Raw genomic sequence first — 16,392 nt, 5'->3', positions numbered from 1 at the left:
CGCCCACCCACCTGGCCGCCACCACCCACCCAGCCCGTCCGGCGTTTGAGGACGAGCGCGTTCAGCGCGACTAGCGGGGGTCTGGGGGCGCAGCCCCCAGGAACGGGATGGGACGGGTAGGGGCGGCGGGGGCGAAAAAACGCCCCTACACCCCACCCCGCCGCCCAGACCCCAGCACCCACCGCCCGACCACCTCATACCGAGGCTGCTCCCCCACCACCCCCGCCCTGGGCAAATTGCTGCGCACCAGCGCCAACTCACCCACCGTCCACGTACGACTCGTGAACCCGTCCAGCACCTCCACGTAAGGCCGCGTCTCGAAGGCCTCCCGGCTGCGGGCCACGGTGAGGTGAGCCTTGTAGTGCCGGTGCTCCCCCATCTCGACGCCCGCCCCGCGCCCCGCCTCCTCCGCCAACCCGGCCAGCACCCGCAGCACACCCACCTCACCACCGGCCCCCGCCCACAAGGCCCGCCCGTGCCCGAACTGCCCACCCCCACGCACCGACAGCGCAAACCCCTCCGTCCGCTGCGCGGCCCGCGCCAGCCGCTCCGACAGTTCCGGTACGACGTCCTCAGCGACCTCGCCGTAGAAGGCGAGGGTGAAGTGCCAGCCCGGTACGCCGGTCCAGCGCAGCCCGTCCGATCCCGGCAGGCTCCTCAACCCGGCGACCACGTCGGCGAGTTGACCGGAGACGTCCTCGGGCGGCAGCACGGCGGCGAACAGTCTGACGGTGTTCATGGCACTCAAGGCACTCATGGCGCTCACCGTACCGAGCCCGCCCGGACGCACCCCGCTCAGGCGGCGGAGGTAACAGCCTCCCGCCGCCCTTCACCCTCCTCCTGCTGCTGCTCCCCCTGTTGCTGCTCTCCCTGCCCCTGCTTGAGAAGAAGAACGCGCGGATGCCCGGAGTTCCAGACGACGGAGACCTTCAGGCCCCCGACGCGGGTCAGGACCAGGCCGATCGTCAGGGCGGCGGTCGTGGCGACGACGCCGCCGAAGGCAAGGCCCACCCGGGGACCGTACGTGTCCGTGATCCAGCCGACTATCGGCGCACCCAGCGGCGAACCGCCCATGAAGACCATCATGAACAGGGCCATGACCCGCCCGCGCATGGCCGGGTCGGTGGCCATCTGGACCGAGGTGTTCGCCGTGACGTTGACCGTGAGGCCGGCGATCCCGATCGGGATCATCAGCAGCGCGAACAGCCACAGGGAGGGTGCCATGGAGGCCACGATCTCCAGCGCGCCGAAGGCGACGGCCGCCGCGACGAGGATGCGCAGCTTGGCCGTACCGCGTCGGGCGGCGAGCAGGGCGCCGGTCAGCGAGCCGACCGCCATGAGGGTGTTGAAGAGGCTGTAGGCGCCGGCGCCGGCGTGGAAGACGTCGTCCGCGTACGCCGACAGGAACACCGGGAAGTTGAAGCCGAAGGTGCCGATGAACCCGATGAGGACGATCGGCCAGATCAGCTCGGGCCGCCCGGCGACATAGTGCAGCCCCTCGCGCAACTGCCCCTTGGCACGCGGCGCCCGCTCCACGGCGTTCAGTTCGCGGGTGCGCATGAGCAGCAGGGCGGCGATGGGGGCGACGAAGGACAGCCCGTTGGCGAGGAAGGCCCAGCCCGTGCCGACGCCGGTGATCATCAGACCGGCGACGGCGGGTCCGACGAGGCGGGCGGACTGGAAGTTCGCGGAGTTGAGACTGACGGCGTTCTGGAGCAGCTCGGGCCCGACCATGTCGGGTACGAAGGACTGCCGGGCCGGGTTGTCGACGACCGTGGCGAGACCGACGGCGAAGGCGGCGAGGTACACGTGCCAGACCTCGACGTCGCCGGAGAGCGTGAGCACGGCGAGCGCGAGGCCGGTGAGGGCCATCAGCGTCTGGGTGACGAGCAGCGTGGGGCGCTTGGGCAGCCGGTCGACGAGGACACCGCCGTACAGCCCGAAGAGGAGCATCGGCAGGAACTGGAGCGCTGTCGTGATCCCGACGGCGGTCGAGGAGCCGGTGAGGCTGAGGACCAGCCAGTCCTGGGCGATGCGCTGCATCCAGGTACCGGTGTTGGAGACGACCTGGCCGAGGAAGAAGAGCCGGTAGTTCCGGACCTTGAGCGAGCTGAACATCTCGGACTTACGGGCGCGTCCCTCGGGTGCGGGGACAGGGGTGGGCGGGGAGTCGTGGGCGGCTGGTGCGGGGGCGGAATCTGCTCCGGGTCCCGAACTCAAAACGGTTCGCCTCCTTGCTAGGTCCTGCTGGGTACCGAGCACTGCTGGGTACTGCTGAGCACTGCTTGAGATGTTGCTGAGCACTGCTTGATGTTGCTGAATGCTGCTGCTGGGCTATGGCTACAGATGCGCGAGCTTCTCCAACACGGGGGCGGCGGCGCGCAGTTTGGCCCACTCGTCCTCGTCGAGGTCCTCGACGAGACCGGCCAGCCAGGCGTTCCGCTTGCGGCGGCTCTCTTCGAGCATCGCCTCGGCGGTCTCGGTCTGGGTGACGACCTTCTGGCGCCGGTCCTCGGGATGCGGCTCCAGACTGACCAGCCCCTTGCCCTCAAGCAACGCGACGATACGGGTCATCGAGGGCGGCTGCACATGCTCCTTGCGGGCCAGCTCACCCGGGGTGGCCGAGCCACAGCGGGCGAGGGTGCCCAGCACCGACATCTCGGTGGGGCTCAGCGACTCGTCGACCCGCTGGTGCTTGAGTCGGCGCGAGAGGCGCATCACGGCGGAGCGCAGTGAGTTCACGGCGGCAGCGTCGTCGCCATGGGTCAGATCCGGCATGTTCTTTAGCGTAACTCATTACTCTGACTAAAGACCACCCGCGACGCGCCGAAATGCCCGTGAGAAGGGCCACTGAACCGCCACGTCACCCATACGAGTGAGTCGAACGCAAAAAGCCCCCCATCGCCCCGCACCGGCCCGCGACCCTCGTCCCATGGGGACCAGTGTGCTCAGCCTGCGGATAGACGGGGAGCTGCTCGACCGGCTCCGGGACCATGCGGCGAAAAGGGGAATGAGCGTCCAGGACTACGTGGTCGGGACGCTCATCCGCGACGACTTCGACGAGCGGTTCCAGACCGCGGTCGAGGAGACGGAGAAGTTCTACGGGGTGCCGTGACCGGTGATCACGTCAGCCCCAGCGCCGGCATCAGGTAGTAGAACCCGAAGACGGCGGCGACGACGTACATGGCCACCGGGACGTCACGCCCCCGCCCGACCGCCAGTCGCAGCACCACGAAGGTGATGAAGCCCATGCCGATGCCGTTGGTGATCGAGTAGGTGAAGGGCATCATCACCATCGTCACGAAGGCCGGGATCGCGATCGTGTGATCGGCCCAGTCGATCTCCTTGACCGAGCCGGCCAGGATCAGGAAGCCGACGGCGAGCAGGGCCGGGGTGGCGGCCTGGGACGGAACCATGGTCGCCACGGGGGTGAGGAACAGCGCGACGGCGAAGAGCGCGCCCGTGACGACGTTCGCGAACCCCGTCCGGGCGCCCTCGCCGACCCCGGCGGTGGACTCGACGAAGCAGGTGGTGGCGGAGGAGGAACTGGCCCCACCGGCGGCGACGGCGATGCCGTCCACGAAGAGCACCTTGTTGATGCCGGGCAGATTGCCCCGGGCGTCGGTCAGCTTGGCCTCGTCCCCGACGCCCATGATCGTGCCCATCGCGTCGAAGAAGCACGAGAGCAGCACGGTGAAGACGAAGAGGGTGCCGGTCAGCACGCCGACCTTGTCGAACCCACCGAAGAGACTGACCTTGCCGATGAGCCCGAAGTCCGGGCTGGCCACAGGATTCCCCGGCCACTTGGGGGTGGTGAGCCCCCAGGAGGACACGGAGGCGACGGCGTTGACGACGACGGCGAGCACAGTCATGGCGACGATGGAGATGAGGATCGCGCCGGGCACCTTGCGGGTAATGAGCGCGAGGGTGAGCAGCGCGCCCAGCACGAAGACGAGCACCGGCCAGCCGTTGAGATGCCCGTCGCCGCCGAGCTGGAGCGGGACGGTGGTCTGGGCGGCGTCCGGGATCCGGGTGACGAACCCGGAGTCGACGAGCCCGATGAGCATGATGAACAGCCCGATACCGATGGAGATGCCCTTGCGCAGCCCGAGCGGCACGGCGCTCATGACCCGCTCCCGCAGCCCCGTGGCGACAAGCAGCATGACGATGAACCCGGCCAGCACGACCATGCCCATGGCGTCCGGCCAGGACATACGGGGCGCGAGCTGGAGCGCGACGACGGTGTTGACCCCGAGCCCGGCCGCGAGCGCGATGGGGACGTTGCCGACGACGCCCATGAGCAGGGTGGTGAAGGCGGCGGTCACGGCGGTGGCGGTGACGAGCTGGCCGTTGTCCAGCTGATGGCCGTACATGTCCTTGGCGCTGCCGAGGATGATCGGGTTCAGCACGATGATGTAGGCCATCGCGAAGAAGGTGGCAAAACCGCCGCGGACCTCGCGGGACAGGGTGCTGCCCCGCTCCGAGATCTTGAAGTAGCGGTCGAGGGCGGCCGTGGCGGGGGCCGAGGTGGACATGCGCGCTCGTGTTTCTGTTGGGGAGGTTTGACTCTTGGGATCTCTTGGGATCTCTTGGGATCTCTTGGGGTCCCTTTGGATCTTCATACGACTGAAACAGGCCGATCTCAAGTCGTTTCAGTATGAACATATGAGGCCGGATTGACGAATCGGGCCTCGTAAGCTGTGCCCATGGCGAAGTGGACACCGAAGCACGAGGCGCCGGCGCCCCTGGAGGGCCCCGTCGTCGCCACCATCACGGGCGGCACGATCCTCTGGTTCGTCCTCTTCCTGGCCCAGCTCCCCTTCTACGGCTGGTACGAGGACCACAACCACGAGTGGTGGGTGTGGACGTGCCTGGCGGGGACGGGCTTGGGCCTGATCGGAATCTGGTACGTCAGGAAGCGGGACGCGGCGATCAGGCGGGCACATTCCAGCCCGTCCGGCGTTTGAGGACGAGCGCGTTCAGCGCGACAGCGGGGGTCTGGGGGCGGCAGCCCCCAGGGATGGGAACGGGTAAGGGCGGCGGGGGCGAACCCTTCCTACCCGCACCCCCTCCTACCCGCACCACCCCTACCCGCACCCCCGACTACAACCACCGCACCATTTCCCACCCCACCCCTCCTCCCCAGGTCGGATCTTTGCCGCACTCAGCGGGTGAAGCCATAAATCCGCACGTACCGTCGAACACATGACGCACATCGACGCCGGCGCCGAACTCGATCCTGTGCACCCCGTACCACTACCCCTGCCCAGCGCCCCCCGCGGCAGCGAAGAACCCCGCGCCCACGGCCTCACCGCCACCGAAGTCGCCGAGCGCGTCGCCCGCGGCGAGGTCAACGACGTCCCCGTCCGCAGCAGCCGCAGCATCGCCGAGATCGTCCGCGCGAACGTCTTCACCAGGTTCAACGCGATCATCGGCGTCCTCTGGCTGATCATGATGTTCGTCGCCCCGTTCCAGGACACCCTGTTCGGCTACGTCATCCTCGCCAACACCGGCATCGGCATCATCCAGGAGTGGCGGGCGAAGAAGACCCTCGACTCCCTCGCGGTGATCGGCGAGGCCAAGCCCACCGTCCGCCGCGACGGCGTCGCCACCGAGGTCAGCAACTCCGAGATCGTCCTCGGGGACCTGATCGAGATCGGCCCCGGCGACAAGATCGTCGTGGACGGCGAGTGCGTGGAGGCCGACGGCCTGGAGATCGACGAGTCACTGCTCACCGGCGAGGCCGACCCCGTGGTCAAACAACCCGGCGACCAGGTCATGTCGGGCAGCTTCGTGGTAGCGGGCGGCGGCGCCTTCACGGCCACGAAGGTCGGCCGCGAGGCGTACGCGGCCCAACTCGCCGAAGAGGCCTCCCGCTTCACCCTCGTCCACTCGGAACTCCGTACCGGTATCTCGACGATCCTCAAGTACGTGACCTGGATGATGGTGCCGGCCGCGATCGGCCTGGTCATCACTCAACTGGTCGTCAAGGACAACGACTTGAAGGACTCGATCGCCCGCACCGTGGGCGGCATCGTCCCGATGGTCCCCGAGGGCCTGGTCCTCCTCACCTCCGTCGCCTTCGCGATCGGCGTCATCCGGCTCGGCCGACAGCAGTGCCTCGTACAGGAGTTGCCCGCGATCGAGGGCCTGGCCCGCGTCGACACGGTCTGCCTGGACAAGACGGGCACGCTCACCGAGGGCGGCATGGACGTGACCGAGCTGCGCCCCCTGGGCGGCAGTGACGAGACGTACGTACGCCGTGTCCTGGGCGCCCTCGGCGAATCGGACCCGCGCCCGAACGCCTCCCTCCAGGCGATCATCGACGCCTACCCGGACAACGAGGACTGGCGCTGCACGGAGTCCCTGCCCTTTTCCTCGGCGCGGAAGTACAGCGGGGCATCGTTCAGCGAGGGCAACGGCGAGACGAGTACGTGGCTCCTGGGCGCCCCGGACGTACTGCTCACCCCCGAGGACCCGGCCCTGGCCGAAACCGACCGCCTGAACCAGGCGGGCCTCCGCGTCCTCCTCCTCACCCGCACCACCCACGAACTCGACCACCCGGAGGTCGCCACCGCCACCACCCCCACCGCCCTGGTCGTCCTGGAACAACGCCTGCGCCCCGACGCGGCAGACACCCTCCGCTACTTCGCCGAGCAGGACGTCGACGCGAAGGTCATCTCGGGTGACAACGCGGTGTCGGTGGGCGCGGTGGCAAGCAAACTGGGCCTGACGGGCACGACGGTGGACGCCCGCCAACTCCCCGCCACTCAGGGCGAGATGGCAGCGGCCCTGGACGAGGGAACGGTCTTCGGCCGGGTGACTCCGCAGCAGAAGCGGGACATGGTCGGCGCGTTGCAGTCACGCGGCCACACGGTGGCGATGACGGGCGACGGCGTGAACGACGTACTGGCCCTGAAGGACGCCGACATCGGCGTGGCGATGGGTTCGGGCTCGGAGGCGACCCGGGCGGTGGCCCAGATCGTCCTGCTCAACAACAGCTTCGCGACGCTGCCTTCGGTGGTCGCGGAGGGCCGCAGGGTCATCGGCAACATCACGCGAGTGGCGACGCTGTTCCTGGTGAAGACGGTCTACTCGGTCCTGCTGGCCGTCCTGGTGGTCTGCTGGCAGGTCGAATACCCCTTCCTGCCCCGCCACTTGACGCTGCTCTCCACCCTGACGATCGGCGTCCCGGCCTTCTTCCTCGCCCTGGCCCCCAACAAGGAACGCGCGAAACCCCACTTCGTACGCCGGGTGATGCGCTACTCGATCCCGGGCGGCGTACTGGCAGGCGTGGCAACGTTCACCACATACCTGATAGCCCGTCACCACTACACAGGGGAAGGCTCGTTGGACGCGGAGACGAGCGCGGCGACGCTGACCCTGTTCCTGATCTCGATGTGGGTACTGGCGATCATCGCCCGCCCGTACACCTGGTGGCGGATCGCCCTGGTCGCGTCGATGGGCGCGGGCTTCCTGCTCGTACTGGTCGTGCCGCCGCTCCAGGAGTTCTTCGCACTGAAGCTGGTGGGGACGACGATGCCGTGGATCGCGGTGGGTATAGCGGCGGTGGCGGCGGCCACCCTGGAACTCCTTTGGAGATGGGTGGACCGCCGCTCCCCGGCGTGAAGCGTTTGTGCGCGTGCCCCTACTTGACGTCGATGAAGTCGGCGGCGGCACTGGCCCCGACGGTCGTCTTGGTCCCGGCGAAGACATACCGGAAGAACCCGTCGACGTTGGCCTTGACGGTGGTCTTCAGATCACCCTTGGTGGTCGTCTTGATGGTCTTGACGACGGTGTAGACGCTGCTGCCGTTCTTACGGAACTGCAGCTGGACCGGCTGGGTCGCGTACCCGGTGTAGTTGGGCCCGTCCCAGTTGGCGCGGGTCAGCTTGCCGGTGACGGTGATGGTCTTGCCCTTCTTCACCGGCTCCGGCGTGGCATTGACCGTCAACTTGGCGAGCCGCCGCACGGTGGTGGTGCCGAGGTCGCCCTGCTGGGCTACGCCGATCTTGGACGGGTCGAAGGTGTCGCTCTCGGGGTCCTGCCCGTTGAAGGCGATGGCGATACCGCCGGCCGTCCATGTGGCCCCGGCGTCCGTGTTGGTCAGGTCGCCCTCGCCCGGGTAGATGTCGAGGTTGGCCTTGCAGTTGGCGGTCGTCGTCGAGGTGGCCGTGCAGGTGCCGGCCTTCTCGCCGAAGATCACGTTCTCCGGCTCGGCGAAGGTGCCCCGGTACAGGTAGGGCCCGCTGTCGAAGTCGGCGGCCTTGATGTCGACCTCGACGCCGTGGGTCAGCGTGTAGGTGACCGGCACGACGAGGTGGCCGCCGGCTCCGGCGTTGATCGACTTGGCGACCTTGAAGTTGGAGAAGCTGACGTTCAGCTCGGCCGGCGCGGCGACGGGCGAGGTGATGAACGCGGACTTGCCGCTCCCCAGAATCTTCGCGGCGGCCGTGTGATAGGCGGAGTCGGCGCCGGAGGCGTGGACATCGGCCTGCGCGGCCGGCACGACGAAGGCGGAGAGGGCCAGGGCGCCGGAGACGGCGGCCACGGTGGCACGTATACGCATGCGTGTTCCCCAAGAGGAGAAGTGATCGTGGAGCCTGTTGGCCCCCATGATCAGATTCATTGCGGGGGTGGTTGGTTGTGCGAAGGGCCCGTAATTTTGCGCACCCCTTGCAAACGGCTACTTCACATCGACGAAGTCGGGCACGGCACCGAGTGCGGCGGTGGTCGCGGTCCCCGCGAAGACGTACCGGAAGTACCCGTCGACGTTGGCCTTGACGGTGGTCTTCAGATCACCCTTGGTGGTCGTCTTGACGGTCTTGAGGGTGGTGTAGGTGCTGGTCCCGTTCTTACGGAACTGCAGCTTCACCGGCTGACCGGCGTACCCGGTGTAGTTGCCGCCGTCCCAGTTGGCCCGGGTCAGCTTGCCGGTGACGGTGATGGTCTTGCCCTTCTTCACCGGCTCCGGGGTGGCGTTGACGGAGAGCTTGGATTGGCGCAGGAGGTTGGGCCCGGGGAGGCTCTCCTTCTCTACGACTCCGACCTTGGTCACGTCATAGTCGTCACTACCCATGTCCTGGCCGTTCAGCGCTCTCGCGTAGGCGTACGCCTTCCACTTGCCGGCGGTCGCGTTGAAAAGGTCGAGAGCCGGGTGGATCACGATGGACTGCGTGCACTTGGCAACGGTCGCCGAGGTGGCCGTGCAGTGGGCCCAGTCGTCGCCGAACAGGGTGTAGTCGGCGTCGCCTTGCGGGACGTCCTGCGAAGCGACGTAGTACAGCTCGACGTCGGTGAAGAAGTCCTCGGCGGCGATGTCGACGTCGGCGCCGTGGGTGAGCGTGTAGGTGATCGGCACGGTCAGCGTGCCGGTGGTGCCCGCGACGATCGACTTGCCGTTGTTGATCCTGACGTTGGAGAAGGAGACGTCCAGGGCGTACGGCTTGGCCGCGTCGTCGGCGTGCGCGGCGGGAACAGCGACGGCGGAGAGGACCAGGCCGCCGGAGACGGCAACCACCGTGGCACGTATACGCATTGATGTTCCCCACATCGTGATCACTGAGCCCTGTTGACTCGCACCCTCAGATGCGTGACAGATGTGAATGGTTGTCCAAACGGCACGGATTTCGGTCCTCCTCGCACGTGGCGTCCGTCACCCGCACCGCTCGGCCCGCGTTCCTAGACGGAGGGCCACATGGTTCGGCTCGCGGCCAGCCCACCCTTGCCGTCACCGGCGTAGAACCGCAGGTCGCCCGCGGTACGCATGGCGGCGATGTCGGCCTTGCCGTCACCGTTGAAGTCGCCGCCCAGGACGGGGCGTTCGCTGGTCCAGGTCTTGTCGGGCCACATGGAGCGGGGCGTGTCGAAGGAGCCGTCGGCCTTGCCCGGGTAGAGATGCAGTGCGCCATCGGCAGCGACGGCGGCGATGTCGTCGCGGCCGTCTCCGTTGAAGTCGGCCGTGGCGATGTGCTTCTTCTTCCAGGTCTTGTCGGGCCACATCGACTGCTTCTGGTTGACCAGGTTTCCGTTGGCATCCCTCTTGTACGTGTACAGGGATCCATCGGGCCACTGGAACAGCAGCGTGTCGAGTCCGGCGGCACCGGACTTAAGGGAGGCGACGGGAAGATCAGTCTTCCAAGTAGTGTCCGTCCACAACTTGTCGCGGCCCCGCCCCGATTGGAAAATATCGACGAAGGGCGACTTCTCCACGAAGAGATCGCCGTCATGCTCAACAGTGATCACTTCAGCGTCTGTCCCCTGCAGGAAGTTGCCCGCGATGAGCGCCCGCGCGGAACGACTCACGATCCACAACGTTCTTCCGAACTCGAGAGTGCCGTCCGGACGACTATAGAAGACCTGCGCACTGCCATTCGCGAAGAGGGTCACAATGTCGGTACGACCGTCACGGTTGAAGTCGGCCGCCGACATTATATCGGTAACGTGCGCCTTCCGAGAGGTAAGGCGCACCTGCTGCACCCAACCCTCGACATCGTCGACGCGGGTGGCGAGTGCCCCGGTGCGGGTCTCTTCGGAGTTGAAGCAACCGCCGTCCCACGCAGCGGTAACCACCCCGACCACCTCCCCGTCGCGCAGCACCGGAGCTCCGGCGTCGCCTTTGCAGAGGGCGACCCCTCCGGAGGACGCGGGCGAGATGGCGAGCGTGGACGGGTTCACGGTGTCCGCGGCGAAGGCGCCAGTGTGCGCACGGCCGGGGACCCATTCGTCCTTCGTGCGCCCGAAACCAACCGCCCTCAACTGGTCGCCCTCGGCCATCTGGCCGGTCCCGACGCCTACTGGCGACTCGGTTGCCGGGAACGGCCCATCAAGCGGGTCCTGAGTCGTGGTCGCGTCGCCGATGCGGGCCATGACCAGGTCTCGGTCCGGGCGCGGAACCAGTTCCAGAACTTTCTGCTTGGCGCTCTCCGCGGCTGTCGGGCGGTAGCCGCCAAGGGTCACCACGGTCGTCTCTGTCGGCGCTCCCTTGCTGATCTTGAAGCCTTGCTGGGGATCGGTCGCGAAGCAACTGGCAGCAGTGAGCACCCACTGCTCGTCGACCAGCGCGCCTGAGCAACTCCGCTCCCTGTCTGTACCGGTGCCAATGTGGAGCTTGACGGCGAACCGGTCCTCGGTGTCACCGACTTGGTCACCCGTGACGGACTGCGCCGACGGAGCGACCAGCAGGCCGGTCGTGAGGCCGGCCACCAGGAATCCAGTGGTCCACACCGTGCGCGTCCTGCGCGGGCGGGTATTCATTACGTTCCCCTCGAATCACAGAGTTTCTTCTGGGCGCATAGCAGCGCCGCACCGGCACAGGGCGGCGGATCAGCCAGTCACCCGGAGTTCGACAAGCACCGACCGGGCACCCCCGGAAGTGGCTTCTCCGACAGACTCGGTCTCGCCCTTGGCCACGTCGACCGTCGTGGTCCGGCCGTTGGCGGTGAGGTCGGCGCTGATCGGGTGGTCCGCGGCCTGAACCACAAAGACTCTGGGCAGTTCCAGGGTGAGGTGGCCGGTCTTACCAAGGGCCTTGAAGCAGTAGGTTCCCTCGCGGCCGACGGAATCGTCCGCGACGGTCAGAACCCGAATCTGCTGGGCCGCCTGGTCGCACTCGGCCAGCAGGATGCCGCCGTCACCCTTCTTCAACTTGATTCCCTTTTCAGTCAGGATTCGACTGGCACCGGGATAGTCGTAGTTCTCGATCGCCGCAGGCGGGACTTCGGAAGCAGAAGGCTGCGGTGGATCATCAGCAGAAGCAATAGAGATGCCAGCCAGAACGACAAGGAATCCCAAGGCTCCGGAAATAGCGAAACTCCGGGCACGGAAAGACAACGAAAACCCCCTCGGACGCAGGCATCCCAGACGGGATCCTCGCCAAGATGCAATAGAACAACGAACTCCCCAAGCGGGCACGGAGGCCCACCCTTTGCCGTCACCACAACGATCCCCAGGGAAGAAGTGCCAGGTCAGAGCACTACTCCGGCGAATGCCACACCCAGCAGGGCAAAGTGGAAGCAAAGTCAGTGCATACCATAACCATAGATTCAACAGCCGTCAACAACTTTCCTTCACATCGCGACTGACGATCCATCATCAGATCGAGCCCGCACTCTGACGTAAACACAAAAGCACCCAATACGGCCATCTCGACCAATCTGCCCGTCCGCTCATTCGGGGTTCATATATCTGACTCGATCACCCGGTTTTCGAGAGCTATGCTCGCCCCTCCAATACCCGGCGACACACACTCGGGGGCGTCACCAATGACCGAGACAGGTACCCAGTGAATCGAAGAACTGACCAGTTCGAGGCTGCCGGGAAAGCAGCACATCTGATACGCAGAACAGCCTTGGGTTTGTTGCCTTTGGCGCTCAGTGCTGGACTGCTGAGCTCCACACCCACTGCAGCCGCAGAACTGCGTGCGGGGGCGGCGGAATCAGTCTCGGAATCGGAGGTGATCTCAGCCGACCGCATCATGGTGGTCGACTACTGGCGAGACGGCGGGCCCATCGTCAAGGAGGCGGCTCAGGCCGCTCTGAGCGGTAGCAACGCCGATGTAGCAGCCTTCCTCACGGTCGCGGACGGCTTGTCCTTTCAGGACCAGCGGGTGGCCGCCGCCCGGATCGCTTCGGCGGGCGGGCCTGAGCTGCTGACCGCGGCTCGCACAGCTCTGTTCGGCACCGCCGCCGAACTGGACGATTTCCTGGACGACGGCTGGGAAGCTCCGATGGAGCAGGACAACCGCGTCCGAGCCGCCCAGATCATGGGCGTGAGCGGCCCCAACGTCCAGGACGCGGCACGCGCCGCCCTCAACGGCACGCCCGAAGACGTCCTCAAGTTCCTCCGCGAGGGCCAGTACAAGCAGCGCGAGCAGGACGAGCGGGTCCAGGTCGCCCAGATCATGGGCACCGGCGGCACGAACACGCAGCTCGCCGCGCGCCTCGCGCTGAGCGGCAGCGCCGCCGACATCCGGGAGTTCCTGGAGGTCGGCCAGTACGTCGCGCTCGCCAAGGACCAGGAGCACGCCACCGTCGCCCAACTCGCCCAGCAGGCGAAGGAAGCCGGCAAGCTGGCCGCCAAGGAGACCGCGGCTGCCAAGGCCGAGTCCGCCAAGGCCGTGCAGGCCTCGCAGCTCGCCAAGGAAGCCGCGCTGAAGGCCGCCACCGAGGCCGAGGCGGCCAAGGGCGACACCGCCAAGGCGGCGAGAGCCGCGGGGCAGGCCGCCGACGCGGCGACTCAGGCCGCCGCCTCCGCACAGACCGCGATCGAGGCATCCCGCGCCGCGAACAGCTCGGCGCGGGTAGCCGCGAACGCCGCCTCCCAGGCCGCTGCCGCCGCAGCCGGTGCCTCGCAGGCCGCGTCCAGGGCCCGTAACGCAGCCGCCGACGCGGCGGTGGACGCGGGTAGCGCGCATGCCGCGAACCTGGCCGCCCAGGTCGCACGTACCGCAGCCGACGGTGCCACTCTCGCCGCCACCGCCGCCGAGCAGGCGGCCGTCGCGGCCGACGAGGCGGGCAAGGCCGCCCACTCCGCCGCGAGCGCGGGCGCCAACGCCCAACTCGCCGCCGACGCCGCGGTCGAGGCCAGCGGCTACGCGGGCCAGTCCAGTGCCGCAGCCGCACAGGCGCGCGCCGCCGCCGCGACCGCCCGGCGCCATGCCGCCGAGGCCAACCGCGCGGCTGCCGCCGCCGAAGCCCTGGCCGCCAAGGCCGCCAAAGCGGCCCGCGAGGCAGGCGTAGCCGCCAGATCGGCGGCTGCCCACGCGAACAACGCGGCCGACTTCGCGGAGGAGGCGGCCAAGGACGCCGGCAACGCCGCGAAGGCCGCAGGCAGGTCGACCAACCACGCGAAAGCGGCCACCGACGCCGCGAACGTGGCCACCGCCGCCGTGGCCAAGGCCCAGGACATCTACAAGATCGCCCGAGAGGTGGAGGCCGAGGAACTGCTCGGCCGTACCAACGCGGGCATCGAGCGCGCCCGGGACGACCAGGCGACAGCCAACGCCCGTACGGCTGAACAGGCCGCGCTGGAGCAGTCGGCCAAGGACCGGGAGACCGAACGCAACCGCCTGGTCACCGAGGCGGCGAAGCCCGGAGCCGACCTCTCCGCCATCGCCGCCTCGGGCCGAAAGCTGGCCGTCCTCGTGATGCAGAACGGCACCGCCTGGGGACGGGCCGCCGCCGAGGACGTCCTCGGCGGCACCGACGACGACGTGATCGGCTATCTGCGCGACGGCTGGACGACCACCGAGGAGGGCGACGACCGCTCCTACGTCGAGCGTCTGGCAGAGGAGAGCGAGACCGAGGAGGTACGGAACGCCGCCGAGGCCACCCTCGACGGCAACGCCGCCACCGTCACCGAGTTCATCGACAACGGGCAGTACAAGGTCGCCGCACAGAGCATGCGCGTCGCCATCGCCCAGGTGATCGGTGATGCCGGTCCCGTCCTCAAGGAGTCCGGCCTCGCCGCCCTCAACTCGGACGACCCCAAGAAGTTCAGCAAGTTCCTGACGAAGACTCAGTTCACCGCGCGCACGCAGGACGAGCGGGTCCGTGCGGCGCAGTTGTTCGACACCGGCAGCCCGGAGGTGAGGTCGGCGGCCCGGATCGCGCTGGAGGGCTCCCCTCAGTCGCTGCACACTTTCATCGTCTCCGGCCAGTACAAGGCCCAGCGCAAGGACTACTTGGCCGCCACCCACGTGGCCCAGATCCAGAAGATGATCGCGGACGCGGCGAAGGTCGCGGCAACCGCGCAGCAGAACGCCGCAACCGCCCAGAAGGTGGCCGCGACCGCACGCAAGGCAGCCGCCGAGGCCACCGAGTGGGCGAAGAAGGCGAGCGACTCCTCGGCCAAGGCCAAGACGTACGCCGACGAGGCCGCCAAGCACGCCAAGGCCGCCGAGGCTTCCGCGGCAAGCGCCGCCGCATCCGCGAAGACAGCTCGGGACGCGGCCAACAGCGCGGACGTGGCAGCTTCCGACGCAGCCAGGTCTGCGGCCGATGCCACGCTCTCCTCGGAGATGGCCCAGGCCAGCGCGTCCACGGCATGGCACTACGCCGACGAGGCGAAGCAGTCAGCCATCGACGCCGGCAAGGATGCCGAGGCCGCGCGCAAGGCCGCCACCGAGGCGTTCACCATCGCGGTCCAGAAGGAGCGGGAAGAGGCCGAAGCCCGGCGCAAGGCCGCCGTAGCGGCCAAGGAGAAGGCGAAGAACGACCCGGGGGCCCGCGCCCGCGAGATGTACCGCTGCCAGCAGGGCTACATTCCGTGCGACCCCGCGGGCGCTGCCCGCTGGTGCCAGCACAACGAGACCTACTGCGACATCCTGGCCTACAGCGACGAGTTCAGCGCCGCGATGGAGACCCTCTGGAACATCGAGAAGGAAATCCTCGGCCTGGGTGAACTCGAAGCCTGCATGCAGAAGAAGGACTTCGAACACTGCAGCGGTCTCGCGGTGGACGTCCTCATCGGCGCTAAGCTCCGGGCGCTGGCGAGGGCCTTCGAGGGTCTGGAACTGCTGAAGCGCGCCTGCAAGATCGTTGGCAAGGCGCCCTTGGCCGCCGTGTCACGCGCATCGTTCACGACAAATGGGCCATCCGCGGTGCTCCCAGCATCGGCGGTGCAGGCGAGCGGAAACTTCGGATGCCTCGAAGGTAAGAAGGACCATAACGTCTACGACCCCGACACCGGGGACATCATCACCGACATTGATCTCTTCGAGAACGATCAGATGTGGGAGCTGAAGTCCGCCATCTATGCTGGAACTGATTGGCTCGACAAGCACATTGATAAGAAGCTCGCCAACTACCTGAGGTGCCGAGAGCTCCTTCCCGGCTACGAGAACGCGACGATCGGGTTCCGGTTCACGACATCCGGCATGGATGCTCGCTTCAGAACTTCCCTGGAAGCCCGATTTAAGAAGCTAAGACAGGAATACCCAGGGCTGGACCTCCGACTGGAGATTGCAGATTGAGTTATCCCTTCGAGTACGGCGCCGAGACACTCTGGGACGCGGGCTACTACAGCGGAAAATTGTATGCCTCCCTAGCTGGAGGCACAGCCGAGTTCCTGGAACTGCCATCTGGGCTGACACCAAACGCGCAAGGTGGCTGTGACGTGGACCCGAATGCCTTCCAAGCCTTCGTCGAGAGCCTTTACCGCACCTACTCCTCGACCCAGAGCGAGCTACTGCACGGGCTGGCACACGGGTTACTGCTGACGTCGCTCGTCCTGCTGGATCGAGCAGGGGGATCAATTCCTCTCATGCCAGAGCACAAGGACGCCTTCGCAAGGGAAAAGGCGACTCTCGCGCGTTCGATGGCTACGTTGTAGAACTCGGCAACAGACGTTGGCCCCGACGGAATACCTTCCGTCGGGGCCAACGTCGTACCG

13 protein-coding genes are annotated in these 16,392 nt (G+C 67.3%); 5 read left to right on the top strand and 8 right to left on the bottom strand.

The window, feature by feature from the left end:
• Positions 1–145: 145 nt before the first annotated feature.
• The 3 genes from thpR to CW359_RS40000 all read right to left on the bottom strand — a co-directional run bounded on the left by thpR (position 146) and on the right by CW359_RS40000 (position 2,778).
• Positions 146–757, bottom strand: a complete 612-nt coding sequence (gene thpR / locus CW359_RS40010; RefSeq protein ID WP_198655561.1) for an RNA 2',3'-cyclic phosphodiesterase — start codon at positions 755–757, stop codon at positions 146–148.
• A gap of 38 nt (positions 758–795) precedes the next feature.
• Complete coding sequence (locus CW359_RS40005) at positions 796–2,220, bottom strand: MFS transporter (RefSeq protein ID WP_105975161.1); 1,425 nt, start codon at positions 2,218–2,220, stop codon at positions 796–798.
• A gap of 120 nt (positions 2,221–2,340) precedes the next feature.
• Positions 2,341–2,778 (bottom strand): MarR family winged helix-turn-helix transcriptional regulator, encoded by a 438-nt coding sequence (locus tag CW359_RS40000; RefSeq protein ID WP_105975160.1) that lies wholly within the window; start codon positions 2,776–2,778, stop codon positions 2,341–2,343.
• Positions 2,779–2,932: 154 nt separating this feature from the next.
• Here CW359_RS40000 and CW359_RS39995 point away from each other — a divergent pair, with 154 nt between their 5' ends.
• On the top strand, positions 2,933–3,115 hold the full coding sequence (locus CW359_RS39995) for a ribbon-helix-helix protein, CopG family (protein WP_105975159.1): 183 nt from the start codon (positions 2,933–2,935) through the stop codon (positions 3,113–3,115).
• A 7-nt stretch (positions 3,116–3,122) separates the two neighbouring features.
• Here the strand turns inward: CW359_RS39995 and CW359_RS39990 are convergent, their stop codons facing one another.
• A complete protein-coding gene (locus CW359_RS39990; protein ID WP_105975158.1) occupies positions 3,123–4,535 on the bottom strand; it encodes an NCS2 family permease in 1,413 nt (470 codons plus the stop codon).
• A gap of 171 nt (positions 4,536–4,706) precedes the next feature.
• Here CW359_RS39990 and CW359_RS39985 point away from each other — a divergent pair, with 171 nt between their 5' ends.
• Positions 4,707–4,967, top strand: a complete 261-nt coding sequence (locus CW359_RS39985) for a DUF2530 domain-containing protein (RefSeq protein ID WP_105975157.1) — start codon at positions 4,707–4,709, stop codon at positions 4,965–4,967.
• 238 nt (positions 4,968–5,205) lie between these two features.
• On the top strand, positions 5,206–7,629 hold the full coding sequence (locus CW359_RS39980; protein ID WP_105975156.1) for an HAD-IC family P-type ATPase: 2,424 nt from the start codon (positions 5,206–5,208) through the stop codon (positions 7,627–7,629).
• A gap of 19 nt (positions 7,630–7,648) precedes the next feature.
• Here the strand turns inward: CW359_RS39980 and CW359_RS39975 are convergent, their stop codons facing one another.
• From CW359_RS39975 to CW359_RS46950, 4 genes are all read right to left on the bottom strand, one after another.
• A complete protein-coding gene (locus tag CW359_RS39975; RefSeq protein ID WP_105975155.1) occupies positions 7,649–8,569 on the bottom strand; it encodes a hypothetical protein in 921 nt (306 codons plus the stop codon).
• Positions 8,570–8,686: 117 nt separating this feature from the next.
• A complete protein-coding gene (locus CW359_RS39970) occupies positions 8,687–9,538 on the bottom strand; it encodes a hypothetical protein (protein WP_105975154.1) in 852 nt (283 codons plus the stop codon).
• A 143-nt stretch (positions 9,539–9,681) separates the two neighbouring features.
• Positions 9,682–11,256 (bottom strand): FG-GAP-like repeat-containing protein, encoded by a 1,575-nt coding sequence (locus CW359_RS39965; RefSeq protein ID WP_105975153.1) that lies wholly within the window; start codon positions 11,254–11,256, stop codon positions 9,682–9,684.
• 69 nt (positions 11,257–11,325) lie between these two features.
• The gene (locus CW359_RS46950; RefSeq protein WP_232838809.1) at positions 11,326–11,793 is read right to left on the bottom strand and encodes a hypothetical protein; all 468 of its coding nucleotides are present in this window, start codon (positions 11,791–11,793) and stop codon (positions 11,326–11,328) included.
• Positions 11,794–12,454: 661 nt separating this feature from the next.
• Here CW359_RS46950 and CW359_RS39955 point away from each other — a divergent pair.
• Together CW359_RS39955 and CW359_RS47725 are read left to right on the top strand one after the other, a co-directional pair.
• Positions 12,455–15,973: an ALF repeat-containing protein gene (locus CW359_RS39955; RefSeq protein WP_105975152.1), complete on the top strand. Its 3,519-nt coding sequence runs from the start codon at positions 12,455–12,457 to the stop codon at positions 15,971–15,973.
• On the top strand, positions 15,970–16,332 hold the full coding sequence (locus CW359_RS47725) for a DUF6086 family protein (RefSeq protein ID WP_408647574.1): 363 nt from the start codon (positions 15,970–15,972) through the stop codon (positions 16,330–16,332). The genes CW359_RS39955 and CW359_RS47725 overlap by 4 nt, the downstream gene beginning before the upstream one ends.
• The last annotated feature ends 60 nt before the right edge of the window (positions 16,333–16,392 follow it).

The sequence above is a fragment of the Streptomyces geranii genome (genome assembly GCF_002954775.1).
In the GTDB taxonomy this organism is placed as follows: Bacteria; Actinomycetota; Actinomycetes; order Streptomycetales; family Streptomycetaceae; genus Streptomyces; species Streptomyces geranii.
Note: the sequence above shows the minus strand (reverse complement) of the source record. Positions and strands in the feature narration are given on the sequence as shown.